A 21,687-nucleotide genomic window follows, 5' to 3' on the forward strand; every position below is an offset into this window, starting at 1 on the left:
TAAATTAAATGGCAATAACAAAAGTTAAGCAGGGCGAAGTAATTAAGACAGCTCTTCTCTTAGGAATATTGGTGTCGTTACCAAAAACCATCTACTTATACAATGGTATAATGGAGGGTAATTTAAATTTTTCCATGTCATGGGTGGTCGATTTTATGTATCGTTACCTGTTTTTCTTTTGCTATTCATGGTCTGTTATTCAGCTTAACGCGAATATTGATTACGATGAATTTAAGTGGCCGTCATTTTTTAGATGGATCGTTATTCTATTGGTCAATATTGTGTTGGCAATTACGGTGGTTAAAATTTTTAAGATCTGTTATCCTTTGGTCAATGGTAGGTCGTTGAGGTCCAATGAAATGGGTTGGGTCAATTTCACCTTCATCAATCTATCTATTGTTTTGTTTTTTATAGCACGTTTGTTACGGGTAAGTACGGATAAACAAGAAAGTAGAATAGAGAACGAACAATTAAAACAGCAAAACCTTGAGAATGAGTTAGCGGCATTAAAGAACCAGATAGATCCTCATTTCCTGTTCAATTCGTTAAATTCCTTATCATCGTTAATTCGTGAAAATGAGAATGCCACCAAGTTCGTAAACAAGCTTTCTTATATGTATCGTTATATTTTACAGAGCGGTGAAACCAATTTGGTACCGGTAAAAGATGAGCTAAAGTTTTTGGACAGTTATATTTTTTTAATGAAGACCCGGTATCGTGATCGTATAGAAATTCAGGTCAATATAAATGAGCGTTTTTTTGATCGTGAGATACCGCCTTTGGCTTTGCAATCCTTAGTAGAGAACTCTGTAAAGCATAATGAAATATCATCTACCAATCCTTTAATCGTAAAGGTTTATGCAGGTAAGGATTCATTAATTGTAGAAAACCCCATTCGCTCAAGAAGTACATTGGCAGAAGGCATGGGCACAGGATTGTACAATCTTAAAAAGCGATATTTACTTTTATTAAAAAAAGAAGTTCTGGTAAGTACCGTTAATGATATATTTAAAGTAGAATTACCTTTAAAGGAAGTGGCATGAAAGTAATATTGGTTGAAGACGAACTTGCTGCAAGTGATAACCTAACCTATTTGTTGACGAAGATCAACCCGGGTATTGAGGTCATTGCGGTATTGGACACCGTAAAGAGCGCCGTTGATTATTTTTCAAATTCGCATGAAGGTGTGCTGGTTTTTATGGATATTCATTTGGCGGACGGTATTTCTTTTGAGATTTTTGACCAGGTTACCATCAATATTCCCATCATATTTACAACCGCATATGACCAATATGCGTTAAAAGCTTTTAAGGTCAACAGTATAGATTATTTATTAAAACCAATAGACCAAGAAGAGCTGTCTGATGCTTTAGGTCGTTTTGAAGTTCAGAACCAACAAAAGGGTATCAATGAGCGGCAAATGCAAAGTCTATTGCATTTAATACAGAACAAACCCGCTAATTATAAACAAACATTTTTAGTAGGTGTCGGCGATCAGTTGTTGCCTATTAAAACTGCGGACATTGCCTATTTTTATATAGATACGGGGCTCGTTAAAGCAGTAACGGTACAGGAGCGATCCTATGTATTGGATATTAAACTGGAAGATGTTGAAGATGCACTTGATCCTCAGCTGTTTTATAGGGCAAACAGACAGTTTATAGTACGTAGAGAAGCCATTACCGCCATTAAATTTCATTTCAACAGCAAGTTATTGGTAGATGTTCATCCGCCGTGTAGCGAGCGTATTGTAGTAAGCAAGGCAAAAGCGTCGGACTTCAAAAATTGGATGGGCGCCTAACTTATATGTTTACGGTACGGTACTTATCTCATTCAGTTTCCATACGCCCTCTTCATGTTTTCTAAAAGAAAAGATATGTTGCCCGCCTTCAAAATATGCAGTGGGTAGGGTAGTGGTCACTAATATGTGGGCGAATGCCACCCCATTCTTATCTTCGTTTGAAATAATCGTTTCATTTTCCCTGAGAATGCGTATGAATTTTTGACTGAAAAGGATGTCATAGTCATTGGCAATAAAGCTATCTATGGGAATATAAATGAAATCATCATAAATTTTGTCGTACCAGAGAGCGTCATTTTCCCTTAAAAGGTTCATTTGTTGTACTTCGGATGGAGTATTCTCTAAACAATCGTAACAGCGAATGGTCTTGTCCGATGATTGTTTAAAAGCTACTTTATCCTTAGCCTCTAAATCGGACAAAAAGGACGTCCACATAACAGTTACATCATCACCTGATGCTTTCTTTTTTTGTTGGCAAGACATGAAGGTGACAACCAGTAGAGGAATGCATAATAATCGTTTTATTTCCATAGTGTTATTCTAATGAGGCTTCCCTTGGGCTTTTAGGGTTTTGCTTAGGAATGATTTCTACGGTAAGTTGTTTGTTCTCCATACCGATAACCCTGAATTTTAGTTGTTCAAATTTTTCAGGTGATCCCTAACTGGCATATTCTTCAGGGTCAAGTTATTTAAACTCTTTTAACCATTCATGACCTGAGTATAAACTCGCTATTCTTGTGTTCTCATCAAATTCCCAAGTGCCTTTTTCGGTAAATGTAGTAAAGCATGCTTGATGATTCGTGCTTTCATGTTCACTTACATTAAATGCGAGGAGGGATATTTTAGATCCAAATTTTACGTTTTTATTGTCGACATCTTCACAAGGTTTATATATAACGATGTTGTTGGAAGATTTTGTTTCCTCGTCCAGAACCCAACATCCATACAAGTCATATTCAGAAATTGTAGCTTCTTGGGCATTACAACCTATGGCTATAAGGATAAAAAATAGGGTAAAAAGTACAGGTCTCTTCATAGGTAAATTAGCATCAATAATTGAACCATTAAAATAATTTGGTTATTTATAAGCCCTCTATTTTCATCAAAACATGTAACAATTTGCACAAAAATGCTACATATAGGCGTAGTTAATTATCAAAATCGTCCAAAACATGCAAAAGTACCTTCAGCCCCTTACCATAAAAATTATAAAATACTTTATTCTTTTTGTTGGTGTTTTAGGGTTAGCGGCAACACTTTTAAATGTGTTTTATTTTAAAGATACATCAAGTAGCAATATCGGTAGTTTTATGAGCTGTATATATTTAATATTCATCTCTTTTAGATTTGAAAAGATGATCACCTGGCTAAATTCCAAACTAAAAAGAGCTTAGCGCCCAACGCTAAACGCAATGCGTGGCACGCTTGGCGCATAATTTATTAAGGGCTTTGTGCTTAGCGCAAAGTGAAATTCATTATTTTACCAACAACCAACAACCAACAACCAACAACCAACTAACACACTAACAACTAATCATCAATCTCCGCATCCGGAAGGTCAAGAATCGTTGAGGTAGATAAGGAGTTACCGGCAATACCTTTAATAGAACCAAACAGCACGTTAATATTCTCTTGAACGCCCCAAATTTGCTTTTCCCTAACCGCAAAATTCTTGTAGGCAGCTTTTTTCTCGTAGTTCAGTTGCTTGATCATAGAATCATAGTTTTCAATAATTCTATTAATGTTCTGTACAAACTCGTTACTGGTAAGGTAAGAGTATAAAAGTTCCATTTTATCGCCCTTGTTCTCGTCAGATGATTTGATCGATTGTGTTTTTAGCAGCAACTCGCGCAGCACCAGCGATACACTTTTTACCTCATTGAACCCACAGATCCATACACCGTTCTTCTCACCAAAGCGATCCATGTCTGGTGGAAAGGTCTCCGTAACGATCACCGCAATATCTGCCTTGCAATTGATCTGGTCTTGCTTTAGCTTATTGATCCAATCATTACTGAAGTTTTTGGTGCGCTTGCTCTCATATACGATAGAACCACAGGTCTGCTGAAGGGAGTTAATCACCGTTTGTATACAATCTGCACCACGAATACCTTTACCAACCTCGTCTATATTATCAAAAGGGTAGGTGTTACGTAGCAACTCTTCTAGGGCAAGTTCTTGTATTTCGCCCTGCATTTGCATAGAACCTTGTTCGGCCTTACGCTTCATTTCATCAATAAGTTTCTTTTGGTCGTCCAGTTGCTTTTGGTATTCCTTCTCTTTCAGCGCCATGGCCTCACGCTCTTTTGCCTTGGCTTTTTCTTCTATGATAGATTGCTTCTCCAATAGCTCTTTTTGCACGTTCATCTTCAGTTCCTCGGCTTTCTCCTTTAATTCGTTCTCACGTTTTAAAAGATCGATCTCTTGGGCACGCAAAGCTCTGTTCTCCTCTTTCTTTTTTTCGTTCTCTTGTTGTAGGGCACGGAGTTGCTGCTCAAAAGATTCGTTGGTCTGCTTTTGTATTTTTTCAGATTCCTTGGCAAGACGTTGCGCCAGCTTCTCTTTAAAAAGCTCGTTCTCTTTTTCTTTCTTTTTCTCGAACTCTTCTACCTCAAGTTCAAGCTTTCTACGTTCTTTATTGAATTTCTCTGCCTGCTCTGCTACTTTACGTTCGTATTCAGCCTTAAAATGAGCCTGCATTTTGCCAGAAAGTGCCTCTTCAACATCAAACTCATGCGCACAATTCGGACATTTAATTTTATCTACCATGTTCAAATATCATTTGTAACTATAAAAATACAGAACCCAAATTAGGCATACAATCTTTAGGCGATAATCCAAGCAGAAATACATCATGTTATTGTTGGCGGACTGACAATTGTCATAGAATACACAGCCGTTAGAGATTACATTTACCGCAATTAAAATGACCAAACTATGATAACAATGAATCTTCCGTTGGTGAACTGGAGCAATGGTGTAGTAATGATCGCCATATTTGCCGGCGTCTGCATTGCCCTGGTAGGGATTGTGCTTTCTATTATGAATACCGATAAAAAGAAGCAGGAGTAATATTATTGATACAAAACGTACCGTGGTGGCGTAAGACCGTTCAAGCGCATGGCAACCAACATTTGCCCTCTATGGTGGGTAATATGGTCTGCCAACAGCATACATATTTGTCTTTTAGAGCGATCCAGCCCAAAATAGTCCAAATGATCGTTCAATGCTTTGGGGTCAAAATCCTTTAACAAGGCAATGGCTTCCGTAAAGGTTTGGTCTATACGTGCCATCATTTCCGCCTTGGTCTTATGGGCAGGTTTAAAAATGGTATCGGTTTGGTATACACGGGCTTCACGACCACCTAAGAGCGACTGGCTATGCCAATCTAGCGCAAAACCAATGTGCATTAGATTCTCGGAGAAGCTCAAAGATTCTGCTGTGGCTTTGTAACCATATTTTTCTTCGGGCATCATTTCTGCGACTAAGAGCAAATACTTGCGGGAGTTCTCTAAACGTTCAATACTATCTTCTAGAAATTGATTTTGCTGGGCAACCAACGTTGTTGTGGTACATAGGATGAAAGAGATAAGTAGAATCATTTTTTTCATGATGAGCGATGATGAGGTGAGCAACTAATTTACTCCATTTGTTGCAGTGAACAGCCATTTTTACGCTCTTCTTGGGAGATTATCCAAACATTGATGACTTTTTGGTCTAAGTCATTTTCTTCATTTGGCATTACAAGGTCTATGGTCGCAATACTTTCTGTTGCAATGGTATAGGTGTCATGCTCTAATAGATAGCCGTTTACATATACCGGGTTGTTCTCTTCCAAATTAAAAAAGGCATTGAGTTGTGTTTGCGTTTTAAAGGGTATCTTCTTTTTTAGTTTCGCAAACAAAATACCGTTTGCCGTGAGATTGTGAAAATGCGCTTTGCGGCTAGGTTTATCCTTTATCACTCCTATTTCTTCAATATCTTCCTTTGAAGTGATGATGTTTTTATTGGCGATAATATGCTCGTCTACCAAGAGTATTGGGCAACTGGTATTAGCTGCCTGGGGAAGTTTTTTAAAACTGTCTTGGGCAAAGCTGTTTACATGCAACAGGATGAAAATAATGGTGGAGAAGGTGGTTTTCATAGGGAATCATAGATTTCATTAATTATTATTCACCTTGGCATTTGGTACGTTTTAGTTATTTTCTTCTCTTTTAAAGATTTTCTTGTTCAAAATTGGATAGGGATTTGTGGCGGCTTCTTATATGGAAAGTAGCGGATTTTTTAGGCGACTACTTTTCGGTTTAAGGTTGATAATAAATTTACAAAACTCGTTTTGTTCAAGCATGTAAACCGCTATTTTTTATATGCCGTATTGGCAGTAGTATTTTTTCAGTTTATAGGTTCTTTATACAATTGCTTTCCCCAATATTGAATATCTCTTTCTGGTAAATTTGAGTGGTTCAATAATTGGTGGAGTTCATTTTTGATTTCCTTAATTGCTTTTGGGTCTGTTGTTCTTATTCGCGTTTCGTAGTTGTGTTTAGTCCCGCTTGCTGTGAAGTTTAACGAACCTAAATATGCAATACGGTCGTCAATCAAATAAATTTTTCCGTGAATGAAAGTATCACTCAGTTCTGTAGTGTCAGGCGACATATAAACTTTGAAAGGGAATAATTGAGAATACCAATAAGAGTAAATTCTTTTGTTTCTGATTTTATTTTTATAGAGTTTTATAATTAAAAGTATAACGCCTATTGGTATTAGTCCAAAAGCAACTTTTATATCTCTTAAGAAATAGGCTAGACCTATTATTAGTAGTAATAGTCCAATATCGATATAAAGTAATATTTTGTTAATATCCTTCCATTTTTCACGTTGCGCAACAGCTTCATTGTCTGTTTTTCTATTCTGTATAATTATTTTATGAATATTTTTCTTGTAACTCCCATAAAAATCTTCAATATTATCGGTAGTAATTAATTCTACCCGTAGATTTCGTTTTCGAAAGTTTATTAATTCGGAAATCAAAAATGGTGATAGATAAGGTGAAACGATTTTAATGGATGTTTTTGCATTACGAATGTCATTCAACAATTTTTTCCCTGCACCTTTACCAATGTATATGTCGCAATTAGCCCCGTTGTAAAACATTAAAATCTCATTTTTCTAATTTTTTTCCAATCTTCTCTATCATCTTTTGAAGTTTTACGCACATTGTTTAGCTCAATGGTATTTGCTAATTCATTCCTTTTAAGATATTTCCAAAAAATATTGGCAAATTTTTCTTCAGGTGGTTTATCAAGCAGTAGTTGCCGACAAAACTCAGCTTGCTTTTCGTTTAGGGGTTCAATTTTTTTTAAAAAAAGAGCTTCCATCCAAGTTCCATATTCTTTTAAAATTTCCAAATCCTCCTTGGATAAAATGGGATTCATAATAACACATTCAAATTTTATTTGTCTATACTTGATATGTTCTTCTCTTGTGCTCATATTACTACCAACGGTCTCATATAACCGTCAATTACGGGTTAAATTAGCTATTTTTTGGGTTTAGCACAGACGTTAGCAATTCCGAGTGAATTCGGACGTAGTCGAATCCGCCGTAATTTCGGTTATACATTGTTGTGCATAGCGTTTTATTCAGCTTTTATTTCATAAGGTTTTTCTGGAAATCCGAATAATATTGCTTTTTTCTCATCTATTTCCTTAATTCCGATTAAGGTTTCTCGTTCATCATTTTCGAAAATTGACGCAAAATAAGTTCCTTGCAAATTTTCTAATATTAATTTCCGTCCATTTCTTTTCATTTTTTTATTTAGTTCTTGGATTACTGGACTATCCAAAAGTTTGTTAAACGTTAATGGTATTTTCTCGTTATTCCACTGTGCTTTGAATTCGAGCGTCTCAATTTTTTTAAATTCAAGTTCCGTTTTCGTTAGTTCAATTCTTTCATAGTCAGTCGCAAATTCAGTATCCTCCGTTTTAGATTCAGTTTCGCTCAAAACCGTAAGAGTTTTTCCCGTTCTAAATATTCTTATTCGGTTTTTATTTACGAATTCATACTTTGATTCGGAAAGTTTCTCGCTCCATTCAGTTCGGATTTTTGATAATTCATATCCGTGTTTTAATTCAAGTTCAAAATGGATAATTTGGTTGTTAGTGAATTCAATAAATTCTGGTCGACAATAGTCGTCTCCTGTTTTAATCTTTAGCCAAGTACCATTCAGGTTTTTCATATTTTCTATGGTTTTGGAATATTATGCATAACGGTCCCGTATTACCGTCAGTTACGGGATTATATGCGTTAATTTTCGGTTTAGCACAGACGTTAGCAATTCCGAGTGGATTCGGACGTTTTCGAATCCACCGTAATTGCGGTTATACATTGTTACATGCTGGCTTCTATTCAATTTTATATAATTTGGGTTCTGTAATTCCTTTCTTAATGTAGCCTTCTTTGTTCATTTCAAAATGCATTTCAGACATTCCATTTAAATATTCTTCTATCGGTTCAAGTCCGATTGATTTTCTTTTTTTGTTTACTTCTGAGCTGTCTTTCAAATTTCTCGGGAATGCTTGTCCTGTCTCCATATTGTAGTCCACTTGAGTTCCATACACTTGTTGTTTCCCAATATTAAGCATTACTCGGTCAACTAATAAACCATAATTGCTAGGTTTTGCATTTCCTTTGTCAACTTCGATTTTCATTTTTTCCAATACTTCTTTTTGGAAATCAGGATTGTGGTCAGAATGTTGAATCATTAGCCAAAAGTTTTGTGAGCCTTCTTTTCCAGCCAAGTCAAACCCTACAAATCCATATTGCTTAAAAATTTGTTTTAATCTCATTTCGTGAGTAGTAAAAACACTATCCTTGTAAGAATTCCATTGCATATCAGTCATTTTTTTATATTCTCCCTGTGGAATATATGCGGCGATTTGGTCAATCTCAGCCATTTTTTTTAGTTCATTCGCTAATTCCTGATTGAACTCTAATTTTTCTTTTATTTCTCTTTTTTCAGATGTTTTTTCTTTACACCCAAAAAGTAATAATCCAACAATTAAAATTCCTATTATTTTTTTCATTTACATTTGTTCAGCTTGCAGGTAACTATGGTGCATTTGTACAATTACACATATTCGCAAATATTAAAATATATATGTAATAGTTTCAGCTAAAGTGCTAGAGGGAGTATACTTTGCTTGCTAATGCAATATAAAGAAGTTTTCGGTATATTTTCTTATGGCTTTCCGTAAAACTGTCAGAAAAATAAATGGGTTGCCTACTATGGGGCGGGGAGGTTTATAATTGAGATTAGAACTCCTAAGAACCCACCCCTTTGGTCCCCTCCTAAGAGGGGAGGTTTTTGTCTTTGTTTTGGGTTTGTTGGTTATTGGGGAGTTATGTTTTCAAAAGATAACCACCACTTTTTTGTCTAAAAAGTGTAATAAAAGTCACAAACTATTCCCCTCCTCGGAGGGGCTAGGGGTGGGTCCTTACGGGTTAACATATTCCGTGAAATCTAAAGTACCCGATTACCCACCCCATTGGTCCCCTCCCTAGAGGGGAGGTTTTCGTCTTTGTTTTGGGGTTTGTTGATTGTTGGGGAGCTACGTTTTCAAAAAGGTTACCACTACTTTTTTATCTAAAATGTATAATAATAGTCACCAACTATTCCCCTCCTCGGAGGGGCTAGGGGTGGGTTCTACCGGGTTAGCATGTTCCATATAATCTACAGCACCCGATTACCCACCCCTTTGGTCCCCTCCCAAGAGGGGAGGTTTTCGTCTTTGTTTTGGGGTTTGTTGATTGTTGGGGAGCTACGTTTTCAAAAAGGTTACTACCATTTTTTATCTAAAAAGTGAATAATAGTTAAAAACTATTCCCCTCCACGGAGGGGCTAGGGGTGGGTTCTTCCTTGTTCCAATTCTTCAATATACTCTTTAATTTCTCCCAAAACGGTAGATAGATTATTCTTCACATCACTATCTGAAAACCTAATCATGTTTACTCCTAAAGATGCTAAACGAGCTTGCCGTTTCTTATCTTTTTCTTCATGTCCTTCTTTAAAGTGGATACTGCCATCTACTTCTATGGCAAGTTGAAGATCTTTACAATAAAAGTCTACTATATACTGGTCTATAGGTATTTGCCTGCTAAATTTGTAACCCAATTTTTTACCCTTGATTTCTCGCCATAGGGCAATTTCACCTAAGGTCATATTGTTCCTTAGCTTTTTAGCCAGTTCTACTAAATATGGGTGGTATGGTATTATTTTTCTCATGATAGCACCCACCCCTTAGTCCCCTCCCAAGAGGGGAGAATTGCGTTTTTGATGGTAAAGTTAGCGTTGGTTGAAAATTCTATTGTCATGTAAATCATTTGCTGAAAGTTAAATTACGGTCTCAATTTTTTCCCCTCCATAGAGGGGCTAGGTGTGGGTATTTTACTCCACCTTGATACCGTTCATTTCCTGTCCGTTTTGAAATAGGGTCAAACTTTCTGTATTTCCGTTTTCGTCTTTTATGAACTGAATTTGTGCGGCAACTTCTTTTAAGTAAAAAGTATCTTTCGATTTGGCGAAAATATTGAACGATGGCTGCCCCGTTGCCTGTGCTTTTAATTGTTTACCATCTTTGGTAATCGTAATTTTAAAAGTGGGCATTAATTCGTAGACGCCTAGGTAACTTTCCAGTAGTGCTTCTGGTACTTCAAACTCTTTAGTGAAGTTACTGGTATCAACACCTAATTTTTTAAGCATATCTATCGCATTTATATTTCCAGGATTCATTTCTACCGTTTTGGTATAGTTTTCAATAGCACCATTATTATCACCTGATTTCATTAACGCTTCGGCATAACTATCATATACATTGGCAGAATTTGGATACGCGTCTACATTTAACTTAAAGACTTGAATAGCTTCACTGGTTTTGTTAGACCTTAATAATTTATATCCCGCTTGGTTCATCTCATTTTCATTGACATCAAAATCTTGATTGTCTTTATTTTTCTCATAAAAGGCTACTCCTGCATCAATACCTTCTATCTCTATAACTTCTAAAACTTTAGATGCCAAGGAAGCTTTTGGGAGGTCATAGCTCTTATTGTTTATAATACCGAGAATAGCTTGCGTAATTTGACCTAAGGGAGCGCCGCCTGTATTATTTAAAAGCACGATCAATGATCGGTCCGATGGCGCTCTGGAAATTTGTGTGTTAAATCCGTTAATTCCGCCACCATGGCTAATTATGGCAATACTATCTGTTGTATTTCCAAGGGCTTCATTACCGGTCATCCATCCGTAGGCATAGTGAAAACTGCCAAATGCAGGTATGTATGGTTTAAAATACATATCCATATATTTTTGAGGTAACAATTTGTTGGTATATAGCGCTTGATCCCACAGATATAAATCTTCTACGGTAGAATAGAGAGATCCTGCCGCATACGGAATGGACATATCTAGGTAAGGAGCATTGATGAATTCGCTCCCATTTTTTTCATAGCCTGTAGCTCTATTTTTAAGGATGTTGGAGTGATGGTCAAATCCGGAATCTTTCATTCCTAGTGGAGAAAATATATGTTCCGTTAGCATTTTTTCATACGTTTTGCCGGATAGTTTTTCAACGAGCAAACCCAAAAGAAAGTACCCCGAATTGCTATAATTGAATCTTTCCCCAGGGGTAAACTCCAATTCCATATCCTGAAACTTTTTAGTGAACTCTTCTGGCGAATATGGGTCGCGACTATCTTCTTCAAAAAACTTAGGAAATGAGGTGTAGTTGGGTATACCGGCGGTATGGGTCAATAAATGGTGGGTGGTAATCTGGTCTCCGGTAGTTTTTGGATATGCTGGTAAGTATGTAGTTATGGGAGCTTGAAGATCTAACTTTCCATCCGCTGCCAATTGAAGAATAAGCATGGCGGTAAATTGCTTAGTGATCGATCCTAAACGATGTTTGGTGTTGGGACTGTTAGGGATATCCCACTCCATATTCGCCATACCATAACCCTTTTTAAGAATAACCTCACCATCTTTGGCAACTAGGGCAGAACCATTGAATTTGCCATATGAGAGATATTGATCTAGGAGTGCATCTATTTCTTCTGATTTTGATTGCCCGATCGCTGAGGTACTTATAAAAAGCACAACAGATAGACAAGTAAGTAACGTATTGCTAATACTGCGATGTAATGATTTCATAATTTGTTTTTTTGATTGATTGAATTCTAAAAGGTTATTTATTTTTCATTCTTATAAACTGTACCGTTTTTCATCACGAATTTTACGTGTTCCAAAGTGGAGATATCTTCAATTGGATTTGTGTCTACAGCAATAATATCTGCGAGCATACCTTCTTTTAATTCACCACGATCCGTGAGCCCTAGCATTTCTGCACTATTGGTAGTAGCGGTTTTGATGGCTTCTTTAGTACTCATACCACAATCTATTAATGCCGCAAATTCAATGGCGTTTTTTCCATGGGGAATAATAGGCGTGTCCGTCCCAAAAGCAATTTTGACATCTGCTTTTATAGCTTTTGTAATGTTTTGTTTGGCAATGGGCATTACATATTCTGCCTTACCGGCCATAACGGGATCCATTTTATCTATCATGGGTTCTATTATAGTGGCCAGCCCCCTGGTAGGTACTAGATAAACACCATTTTCTTTCATTAGTTGAATACCTTCATCATCTATAATAGACCCATGTTCAATAGAGTACACGCCAGCCTTTATGGCCTCTTTAATACCTTCTGTACCATGTGCGTGGGCGGCAACTTTAATATGGTGCCTAGCAGCTTCGTCAACAATGGTTTTCATTTCCTCATTGCTTAGTTGTTGGGCGCCAATGGCATCTTCCATAGAGAGCACACCTGCGGTGGCGTGCATTTTTATGAATTTGGCACCATGCTTAATTTGATATCTTACCGCTTCTATGGCATCATACTTACCATTGATCACTCCGTCATTGGGACCTACGGTAACCAATCCTTCCGCCAGTCCTAAAGAAATATCCCCGTGTCCGCCGCTAATGGTGATCATATGTCCCGATGGAATAATTCGTGGTGCAGCTATGGTACCTTGTTCAGAAGCCTCTGAAACGGCAACATCTATTAATTCTGGAGTAATATGTAATTGCCCTATACTTCTTATGGTGGTAAAGCCTGCCATCAGTGTTTTTTCAGCATTTGTAACAGCCCTTATGGTACCTTGACTGGCACTTTCCTTATATACATAGTCCCAACTACCTTTAAATTCCCCATCTAAATGCACGTGCATGTCCATAAGCCCGGGTAACAATATTTTACCCGTTAAGTCAATTGTTTCCAAACCTTCAGGCAATGCCTTTGGATTAATAGATTTGATACTTCCGTTTTCAATGAGCAGGTTGGCAGGTGAAATTAACTTACCGGTTCTAACATCTAAAAAAGAAGCTGCTTTTATGAGTTTTGATTGAGCTAAAACGGATGATGTAGTTGCTAAAAGGATAAGAAGGGTTAAAACTTTTTTCATTTGGTCAGATATTTATTTTACGGTTTTTTTAAAAAATCCTATGGTTATGGATTTACTATAAAGATAATATTATAAAGTGTTAGGGGAGAGTACTTTGCTTATTGAAAGATACAGAAGTTTGATTAATTAAAGGTTAATGGATGGAGATTAAACAGTCACAAACTATTCCCCTCCTCGGAGGGGCTAGGGGTGGGTTCTTGAAGGTTAGCATGTTCCATGAAATCTACAGTACCCGATTACCCACCCCTCAATCCCCTCCCAAGAAGGGAGGTTTTTGTTTTGTCGCTATACTGATAGCTACTAAAGCAAAAAAAACCGCTGTAAGGAAAGTTCCTTACAACGGTTTAGGTTTGAATTAGTCGAGTTTATACTAAACGAATAGCAGTATAATGGTCAACACCATACCTGCCAAAGAAAAATACAGTCCTTTTTTAAAAACTGAAGTTTTGGGTAAAAACATCCAAAATGATGAAACCACGAAAAACAGTAACGATAGCCCAAAGAAAATATTCAAGAAATAAACAGGGCTATTGGTCGTGGCTTTATGTAAGTGCTCCATCTTATCTAAGATAAATGGAAGTTCCATCTTTTTTATAATTGCCATACCTGTAACTTTATTGTATTGCCCTTGCTTAAAATAGACGACGTCACCTTCTGTTTTTTGGGGCTTTACGCCGCCTTTAATACGTAATGCTCCACCAAGTTCTGCAGCTTTTAAATTCGGTTTTAACTGGCGTTCCACTATTTTTTCACTTTTAAGAAAATCGGTATTTCTATAGATCATGATAATTCCGCTAATAGCATACATAGCCATGATACCGGCTAAAAAGAAACCTAAATAACGGTGAATAATTCTCATGCGTAAACTTGTGGTCATTTTCATTCTTTACTTTTTAATCGTTGGTTTTGGTGCGCAAAAATAGGGACATATTTTAATGTAATGGTTAAGACAGCCTTAATGATAAAAGGTTTAATGAGAAGAAGCTAAAAAAAAAGAAAACCCCAAAGAGAAAAATCTCTTCGGGGCCTTCTCCGTTGTTTGGTGTTCTTTATTATTTGAAGCCAATTTCTTTAATACCCTTGTGACTAATTTTAATGGCATCTAAAGGTTTAAGACCATCAAAGGTCATGTCTTGCTCAACCATATAATATTTCATACCAGAAAGAGCTTTATTGGCCAATATGTTTTTAAAACCGATGGATCCGGTGCCAACAGGGGCAAATCTACCTTGCTCATCCATGTCTTTTACATGCCATATTTTAAAACGACCTGGGTACTTGTTAAAATATGCTATAGGATTGGCGCCCGCTTTGGTGACCCAATATAGATCCATTTGAAAATCCAATAATTTGGAATCTACATTTTCCAAAAGATAGTTAATAGGTACTATGCCGTTTTCGTTCTTTTTAAATTCAAAATCGTGATTGTGGTAAAGTAGTTTTAATCCTGCTTTGTTGGCTTTTTCACCTAATGTCGTCAGAATTTCAGCCAGGTCTTTTACCGTGCCGGTCATACCCATTTGCTTTGTTTCCTGATCAAAGGTAAACATGCCCATTGGTGGTATAGGTACTACAAAATACTTAAACCCCGCAGCTTTGGCATCTGCCATCATTTTATCGGCATTGTCAAGGGTAACCGCGCTTTGGTGCGTACTGATCGATTTCAATTTTAAAGATTTTAATAAACCTTTAAAATCAGATGGTGTCATACCATAATATTTTCCATCTTCATAACCGGCGGCTTCAATATTTTTGTAGCCGGCATCTGCTACAGCCTGTAGCGTAGCTTTGGCGTCTTTACCCATGTCATCTCTGACCGTATAAAGGGCAAGGCCACCAAATTTCTTTTGGGCATAGGTGGTTACCGTGCCTAGCATAAAAATGGCAATAGCCATGCATTTAAATAAGTTGTTTGTTGAATTTTTCATTGTTGTTGTATAAAGTGTGAATATTATTTTTATTGTTTAAAGCTATATAGATAAGGAGCTTTGTGTGCCTTGCCCTCAAAAAGTTTTTCATGTCGCTCTAAAATATCAAGAGACAGCATTTTACGTTGAAAACTGGTTCGTCTTAAGGTTTCGCCCAAAATAGCCTCAAAAACTTGTTGTAACTGTTTCATTGTAAATTTTTGGGGTAGTAGGTTCATACCTATCAATTTCTCGCTAATGTTGTTACGAAGTACTTCCAGGGCCTTTTCAACAATTTCGTTATGGTCCATCATTAACTTGGGTACCTTGTTTATATCATGCCAACCAATACTATCTGAAAGGTGATCCGGTTTAGGGTTTACATCTTCATAATTAATAAGGGCGTAATGGCCAACGGTAACAAAGCGTTCCATCATCCATTTATTTTTTTCCAAATTCTTATTGTTTGCCTCTAAAATGCGACGCGTGGCCTCAGGATCGGTTCTATCTAATTTTCCGAAAATCTGAAATTGATCTAAATACACATTTTTGAGTCCGGTACGTTCTTCTACTCCCTTGTTTACGGCATCCTGTAAACTTTGGTTTTTTTTGACATAGCCTCCCGGAAGTGCAAACAAGCCCGTATTGTGATATTCTAAAATGAGTATTTTTAACGTCTTTCCATTAAACCCGAATATTACACAGTCATAAGAAAGGTGAGGAATGAATTTCATATTTTTAGCGCCTTTCATTAATGAATTTGATAATTCTAGCTTGCATTTTTCAAATAAAGCACAAAATATAGTCTTATCAAAGTATTAATGTTATTAAATGAGACAATAGGTAGAGGGGTACCATTGTCAATTAAATTTACTGGAATCTGTATGTTCCGCTAGGCAACAATATAGTGTTATTTTAAAATAAAACGGATCGGCAATTTAGGGAGATGTAATTTAATGTTCACCGACTTTTTCTTTTCCAAGTTCTACTGCACGCTCAAAGGCTGCAAAGGCCGCATCCTTGATCAATTCACCTACATTATTGTTTTCCATAGAATCTAGGGCCGCACGGGTTGTACCGCCTTTGCTGGCAACTTTGTCCATCCAGGAATTTGGCGAAAGTTCATTTTGGTTGAATAATTCAATAGCTCCCGTAAAGGTCTGTGCAACCAATATTTTAGAGACATTGGGCGTAAAGCCCATTTTTAAAGCAGCTTCCATCATGCTTTGCATAAAGTAGAATACGTAGGCAGGTCCGCTACCGGAAATACCCGTAGAGGCATCTATAAAATTCTCATCGCTCACCAAAACGGATTTACCTGTGGTATCCAACAGGCTTTCTATGGTCAACAGTTCAATTCTAGTGACATCTTCTGCGGCAACGAAAGAAGTTAGTCCCTTACCGATCTGTGCCGGCAAGTTGGGCATGGCACGTACTATTTTTGTGAGTCCCGTTAAGCTTTTAATGGTTTCCATGGTCACGCCTGCCATTATGGAAATAAGAATTTGACCAGGTTTAACCAGGGGTTTCAATTTTAGAAATACACTTTCTGCATGATAAGGTTTTACGGCTATAAAAATAATATCGGCCTGGGGAGCACAATTTTTTAGATCGTCAAAAGCATCAAATTGGGGATTTTCCCGTAATGCCTCCAACTTTTCTTCAGAAGTGTCCAGCACCATTATATTTCTCTTCTTAAGTAATTTTGATTTAGACATGCCTTCTGCATATGTTAGGCCCATATTGCCGGCTCCTATTACTAATATCTTCATGAATTTAATTTTAATTATTGGATGGTATGTGTAGCTGTTCAATTAGATGAACAACATCTTGTCAACAGCATTGTTCTTGCGTCTGTAATATATTTGTCTGTAGGTATGCAAGGTTTTAATAGGTATTCCTAAAAAGTATTTTGTAATAGAGGTTACTTTAGACTTTTTTAAACCATTTCGTGTTCTGTACAATTCTTTGGTATTGCTTTCTCTTTTAATGTAAATAAATTTCATGTAGCTCTGTTTTAATAGTAACATAACATAAGCAATTGCAACTCCAAATTAAAGCTGTTAAGTTTATGTTATTCTGTTTTAAGGGGGTACTTGTAATTGGGCTGTACCTGTTTTTCTAAGGTAATACTATAGATAGGCACGTAGTATTTCCGTATTAGAGGTACGGCGAAGTGATTTTAGCCCTTTATCCTTTATTTGACGTACACGCTCCCTGGTAACGTCAAAGACTTCGCCTATTTCAACTAGGCTCATGGCAGGCTGATTTCCTAGACCGAAGAATAGGCGAAGAACATCGCCTTGTCTTTCAGGAATTTTTCTTAGCACTTGATCAATGTCCGTTTCCAAAGATTCTGCCATCATCTGCTTGTCCGGGCTATTGAGTTGGGTAGATTCCAGTACATTATAAAGAGAAGATGATTCCCCTTCCTTAAAAGGAGCATCCAATGAAACCGATTTACCGGAATTTTTCATGGAGCTTTTTACTTTAGAAACATGGATGTCCAACTCCTGTGCAACCTCAGAAGCACTAGGGGGTCTTTCGTTTGCTTGTTCTAAAGCAGAATATACCTGATAGATTTTGGAGTTCACCGCAATTTTGTTCTGTGGTAAACGAATGAGTCGAGATTTGTTCGATAATGCCTGTAAAATAGATTGGCGGATCCACCAAACGGCATAGGATATAAATTTGAATCCCCTGGTTTCATCAAAACGTTTAGCGGCCTTTACAAGTCCTAAATTACCTTCATTGATGAGGTCCGTTAGGCGTAACCCTCTATTTTGATATTGTTTAGCCGCAGATACCACGAACCTTAAGTTGGCACTGACCAATTTATCTAGCGCTTTTTGATCACCCTCACGAATCTTCTTTGCCAGCTCTACTTCTTCATCTGCAGTAATTAAATCTATTTTACTGATTTCCTGAAAATATTTTTCCAATGATTTGGCATCTCTGTTCGTAATTTGTTTGGTGATCTTTAATTGTCGCATAGAATAATTTAAGGTTAAACTATAACATAGTATAATTTTGATAAAACACAAGAAATTGACCCGTTTTATGATTTATTTGACTGTTTTAAGTGGATTTTGAACTGTTTTTAAGCTAAAATGGATAGTTTTTAAAATTTATACAGTGCTTGTTTTCACATTTCTTTCAATGGAACCTTAATGATTTACATATACGGGGTATACTTTGCTACACATTTGCATAAGTAGCATTCTTCCTTAATATAAATATACATGCCATGATTATCTTTTATGGTTTACACTGCTGATATTAAAGCCTTGATTTTTATTTTTGGGTAAACTACCTGTCACACTATGAAAATTCGCTTTAGTATCTTATTCTTCGCATTTGCCATGACTGCACCATTTGCGATCGGGCAAAAGATAGACTTCTCTACACTTAAAAACCTGAAAATACGCAATGTGGGCCCCGCAAATATGAGCGGTCGTATCACGGCAATAGATGTGGTAACGGATCATCCAAAGACGATGTTCGTTGGGGCGGCTTCTGGCGGCGTTTGGAAATCGGAAAATGGAGGTTCTGCATGGAAGCCTGTCTTTGATGAACAGCCAACGCAAAATATAGGGGCGCTTGCCATACAACAAAATGACCCTAATGTCATTTGGGTAGGTACGGGCGAAGGTAATCCCCGTAATTCCATGAATTTAGGTATGGGCGTTTTTAAAAGTACGGATGGCGGAAAAACCTGGAAGCACATGGGGCTTAAAGACACTAAAACTATACATAGAATACGTATTGATCCAAACGATGCTAACATTGTTTACGTAGGGGCAATGGGCGATCCTTTTACGGAAAATGAGCATAGGGGCTTATATAAAACTGTTGATGGCGGGTTGCATTGGGAAAAGATTTTATACTCCTATACCACGTCCGGTATTGCAGATCTGGTCATGCATCCTACAAATTCTAAAAAGCTATTTGCAGCGCTATACCAACATAAACGTACGCCTTATTATTTTACATCGGGCGGAGAAGGTTCCGGATTTTATGTAACTGATGATGCCGGTGCACATTGGCGAAAGCTAGATGAGAAAAATGGATTGCCTTCTGGTGATCTAGGAAGAATAGGTATTGCCATTGCACCTTCTAAACCAGATAGGATCTATGCAAAAATAGAAGCAAAGAAAAATGCAATTTACCGAAGCGATGATGGAGGTGCCAGTTGGGAAATGATCAATGATAATCCAAAATTTGCCAATAATAGGCCCTTTTATTTTCAAGACCTAGCGGTAGATTCGGAAGACCCGGACAGAGTCTATAATATATATCAGCCATTATCGGTCAGTTATGATGGTGCCGCAACTTTTGATACAGTACCTATGATACCCGCTGATGAGACAAAGGGCATTCATGCAGATTTTCATGCCTTTTGGGTAAATCCTAAAGATGCCGAACATTTTATCATTGGTGGAGACGGCGGTCTGGGCATAACCCAAGATCATGGCAAAAGTTGGTACTTTCCGGAAACCATACCGGTGGCGCAATTTTATCATGTGGGCGTAGATAACGATACGCCTTACAATGTGTACGGAGGTATGCAGGACAATGGCAATTGGTCCGGGCCTTCCTATACCTGGAAAAGAGGTGGGATTAGAACGTTGTACTGGCAGTATTTGGTAGGTGGTGATGGGTTTGATATTTCTCCCGATCCGGATAATTCTAGATTTGGTTATGGTTCCTCCCAAAACGGAGATTTATACAGGTATGACAAATTAACCGGTTATTATGTAAGTATAAAACCACCGTCAGAAGATATAAACGTTCCATTACGTTTTAACTGGAACGCAGCTTTTGCAAGAGACCCCAAAAATGACAATGCAGCTTATTACGGGTCTCAATTTGTACACGTAACCAAAGATAAAGGGGCAACATGGAAAATTATTTCGCCAGATTTAACGACCAATAATCCCGAGCACCAAAAACCTGATTATGGAGGGTTGACCTTGGATGTTTCCGGTGCAGAGCGCTATAATGCAATTTTAAGTATTGCACCAAGTTCTTTGAACGAACGTATTGTTTGGGTAGGTACGGATGATGGACAAGTACAACTAACTACCGATGGCGGAAAAAAATGGAAAAATATAACCTCTAAGGTAAAGGGTATGCCAAACGAAGGTTGGATTGCCCAAATAGAGGCTTCTCGTTATAATGAAAATTCTGCATGGATGGTCGTCAACAATTATAGAAAGGGTGATTATGAACCCTACGTTTTTAAAACGGATGATCTAGGCAAAACATGGAAACGTGTAGCGGATAATACTATGGTAAAAGGCTATGCCTTAAGTATAATACAGGATCCGGTAGAACCAAATTTGGTCTTTTTGGGCACGGAGAACGGATTATGGATAAGCATTGATGAAGGGGCAACATGGTCTCAATTTAAAAACGGATTTCCTTCAGTATCAACCATGGATCTTAAAATTCAAGAGAAAGAATCCGCTTTGATCGTTGGTACGTTTGGAAGGGCAATTTGGGTTTTGGATGATTTGTCCGCCTTACGTGAAATTGCGGCAAACAGGTTAAAGTTGGGCTTAACCGCACTGCCTATGAATGATGCCGTACAGGTAAAAGGTTTGTTCATAAATCCGCCAGGAAATATTTGGACAGGTTTTCATACCACTTTTGAAGGGGAAAATAAGGTATTTCAGAAGACTAAAATTCCCTTTTACCTTACGGACGAGCCTACCAAAGAAACTAAGGTAACCGCCATGATCTATGATCAAAAAGATAGATTAATCAATACAGTTGAGACCAAGGAATTGACCAAAGGTTTAAATTATATGATCTGGAAATTAGATGAAACGGCATCTTCCTTGCCAGGTTCGTGGACAGATGATTTTTCTAGGGATATACCAGTGTTGCCGGGGGAATATACCATCGTCTTAGAGCAAGGTACTTATGCCGATACTACAAAGGTTACCGTAGTTGCAGATCCTAGATTTGAAGTATTGCCAAGTGTAGATAAAGCATTGTATGATTATAAAAAAGAAGTAGATGCTCAAGTAGAAATTTTGTCAAATGACTTAAAGAATATTGATGCCAAGAGCAAGAAAATAGCTGATTGGCTATCTAAAATACAAGCATCTAATAATGATCTTAATCAGGTATTGATAGGTAAGCTAGAAAAAATGGAACAGTCCTTAAAAGAATTACGGGCAAAAGGTAAGACCCCAAAACCAGATAGGCAAGTAGGGGCTTGGCAATCATTTGACACAACGCCCTATTCAAAAATAAAAGACGCATTACGTATTGCGGCCGCACAGAACAACGAACCTTCTGTTCAGCATCAAGAAATTCTTGGGCAAGCAAAAAAACTTGTCGCGGAGTTTTCTAAGACCGTATCTAATTTTATGGAAGACTACTGGGTTCCTTTTCAAGAAAATATTGAAAAAGGCAATACCATTTTGAAAGATTGATCAAAAAACTAAA

Annotated in this window: 22 protein-coding genes; 4 read left to right on the forward strand and 18 right to left on the reverse strand. The window is 37.4% G+C overall.

Annotation, left to right across the window (positions count from 1 at the left end; genetic code table 11):
* Window positions 1-8 precede the first annotated feature (8 nt).
* Window positions 9-1,043: a sensor histidine kinase gene (locus tag PXC01_RS04095; protein ID WP_276471092.1), complete on the forward strand. Its 1,035-nt coding sequence runs from the start codon at window positions 9-11 to the stop codon at window positions 1,041-1,043.
* Window positions 1,040-1,801, forward strand: coding sequence for a LytR/AlgR family response regulator transcription factor (locus tag PXC01_RS04100; protein ID WP_276471093.1), 762 nt, complete (start codon window positions 1,040-1,042; stop codon window positions 1,799-1,801). The genes PXC01_RS04095 and PXC01_RS04100 overlap by 4 nt, the downstream gene beginning before the upstream one ends.
* A gap of 9 nt (window positions 1,802-1,810) precedes the next feature.
* Here the strand turns inward: PXC01_RS04100 and PXC01_RS04105 are convergent, their stop codons facing one another.
* Window positions 1,811-2,332: a hypothetical protein gene (locus PXC01_RS04105; protein ID WP_276471094.1), complete on the reverse strand. Its 522-nt coding sequence runs from the start codon at window positions 2,330-2,332 to the stop codon at window positions 1,811-1,813.
* 154 nt (window positions 2,333-2,486) lie between these two features.
* Entirely contained in the window at window positions 2,487-2,837 is a 351-nt protein-coding gene (locus PXC01_RS04110) for a hypothetical protein (RefSeq protein ID WP_276471095.1), read from the reverse strand.
* 136 nt (window positions 2,838-2,973) lie between these two features.
* Here PXC01_RS04110 and PXC01_RS04115 point away from each other — a divergent pair, with 136 nt between their 5' ends.
* Window positions 2,974-3,195 (forward strand): hypothetical protein, encoded by a 222-nt coding sequence (locus PXC01_RS04115; RefSeq protein WP_276471096.1) that lies wholly within the window; start codon window positions 2,974-2,976, stop codon window positions 3,193-3,195.
* Between the two features lie 136 nt (window positions 3,196-3,331).
* On the opposite strand, the gene PXC01_RS04120 is transcribed toward PXC01_RS04115, so the two are convergent.
* The 16 genes from PXC01_RS04120 to PXC01_RS04195 all read right to left on the reverse strand — a co-directional run bounded on the left by PXC01_RS04120 (window position 3,332) and on the right by PXC01_RS04195 (window position 18,221).
* On the reverse strand, window positions 3,332-4,570 hold the full coding sequence (locus PXC01_RS04120; RefSeq protein ID WP_058105094.1) for a DUF2130 domain-containing protein: 1,239 nt from the start codon (window positions 4,568-4,570) through the stop codon (window positions 3,332-3,334).
* A gap of 305 nt (window positions 4,571-4,875) precedes the next feature.
* Window positions 4,876-5,412, reverse strand: coding sequence for a DinB family protein (locus PXC01_RS04125; protein ID WP_276471097.1), 537 nt, complete (start codon window positions 5,410-5,412; stop codon window positions 4,876-4,878).
* Window positions 5,413-5,441: 29 nt separating this feature from the next.
* Window positions 5,442-5,945 (reverse strand): hypothetical protein, encoded by a 504-nt coding sequence (locus tag PXC01_RS04130; protein ID WP_276471098.1) that lies wholly within the window; start codon window positions 5,943-5,945, stop codon window positions 5,442-5,444.
* A 248-nt stretch (window positions 5,946-6,193) separates the two neighbouring features.
* A complete protein-coding gene (locus PXC01_RS04135; protein WP_276471099.1) occupies window positions 6,194-6,955 on the reverse strand; it encodes a phospholipase D-like domain-containing protein in 762 nt (253 codons plus the stop codon).
* Window positions 6,955-7,293 (reverse strand): DUF413 domain-containing protein, encoded by a 339-nt coding sequence (gene maoP, locus PXC01_RS04140; RefSeq protein WP_276471100.1) that lies wholly within the window; start codon window positions 7,291-7,293, stop codon window positions 6,955-6,957. Before maoP ends, PXC01_RS04135 begins: the two co-directional genes overlap by 1 nt.
* A gap of 146 nt (window positions 7,294-7,439) precedes the next feature.
* Window positions 7,440-8,039 carry a hypothetical protein gene (locus tag PXC01_RS04145; protein WP_276471101.1) on the reverse strand — a complete coding sequence of 200 codons (600 nt, stop codon included), beginning with the start codon at window positions 8,037-8,039 and terminating at the stop codon, window positions 7,440-7,442.
* Window positions 8,040-8,205: 166 nt separating this feature from the next.
* Complete coding sequence (locus tag PXC01_RS04150) at window positions 8,206-8,886, reverse strand: DUF6624 domain-containing protein (RefSeq protein WP_276471102.1); 681 nt, start codon at window positions 8,884-8,886, stop codon at window positions 8,206-8,208.
* Window positions 8,887-9,701: 815 nt separating this feature from the next.
* Complete coding sequence (locus PXC01_RS04155; protein WP_276471103.1) at window positions 9,702-10,085, reverse strand: endonuclease domain-containing protein; 384 nt, start codon at window positions 10,083-10,085, stop codon at window positions 9,702-9,704.
* Window positions 10,086-10,247: 162 nt separating this feature from the next.
* Window positions 10,248-12,008, reverse strand: a complete 1,761-nt coding sequence (locus PXC01_RS04160) for a serine hydrolase (protein ID WP_276471104.1) — start codon at window positions 12,006-12,008, stop codon at window positions 10,248-10,250.
* A gap of 38 nt (window positions 12,009-12,046) precedes the next feature.
* Window positions 12,047-13,321 (reverse strand): metal-dependent hydrolase family protein, encoded by a 1,275-nt coding sequence (locus PXC01_RS04165; RefSeq protein WP_276471105.1) that lies wholly within the window; start codon window positions 13,319-13,321, stop codon window positions 12,047-12,049.
* A 370-nt stretch (window positions 13,322-13,691) separates the two neighbouring features.
* Complete coding sequence (locus tag PXC01_RS04170) at window positions 13,692-14,204, reverse strand: PepSY domain-containing protein (RefSeq protein ID WP_276471106.1); 513 nt, start codon at window positions 14,202-14,204, stop codon at window positions 13,692-13,694.
* A gap of 169 nt (window positions 14,205-14,373) precedes the next feature.
* Window positions 14,374-15,249: a sugar phosphate isomerase/epimerase family protein gene (locus PXC01_RS04175; protein WP_276471107.1), complete on the reverse strand. Its 876-nt coding sequence runs from the start codon at window positions 15,247-15,249 to the stop codon at window positions 14,374-14,376.
* 29 nt (window positions 15,250-15,278) lie between these two features.
* A complete protein-coding gene (locus PXC01_RS04180) occupies window positions 15,279-15,962 on the reverse strand; it encodes an NUDIX hydrolase (RefSeq protein WP_276471108.1) in 684 nt (227 codons plus the stop codon).
* Between the two features lie 219 nt (window positions 15,963-16,181).
* Window positions 16,182-17,000 carry a pyrroline-5-carboxylate reductase gene (gene proC, locus PXC01_RS04185; RefSeq protein WP_276471109.1) on the reverse strand — a complete coding sequence of 273 codons (819 nt, stop codon included), beginning with the start codon at window positions 16,998-17,000 and terminating at the stop codon, window positions 16,182-16,184.
* A gap of 42 nt (window positions 17,001-17,042) precedes the next feature.
* Entirely contained in the window at window positions 17,043-17,234 is a 192-nt protein-coding gene (locus tag PXC01_RS04190) for a hypothetical protein (protein WP_276471110.1), read from the reverse strand.
* Between the two features lie 126 nt (window positions 17,235-17,360).
* Window positions 17,361-18,221, reverse strand: a complete 861-nt coding sequence (locus tag PXC01_RS04195; RefSeq protein ID WP_276471111.1) for a sigma-70 family RNA polymerase sigma factor — start codon at window positions 18,219-18,221, stop codon at window positions 17,361-17,363.
* A gap of 330 nt (window positions 18,222-18,551) precedes the next feature.
* Between PXC01_RS04195 and PXC01_RS04200 the strand changes: the two genes are divergently transcribed.
* The gene (locus PXC01_RS04200) at window positions 18,552-21,674 is read left to right on the forward strand and encodes an exo-alpha-sialidase (protein ID WP_276471112.1); all 3,123 of its coding nucleotides are present in this window, start codon (window positions 18,552-18,554) and stop codon (window positions 21,672-21,674) included.
* The last annotated feature ends 13 nt before the right edge of the window (window positions 21,675-21,687 follow it).

The organism is Maribacter huludaoensis (genome assembly GCF_029350945.1).
Taxonomy (GTDB): Bacteria; Bacteroidota; Bacteroidia; order Flavobacteriales; family Flavobacteriaceae; genus Maribacter; species Maribacter huludaoensis.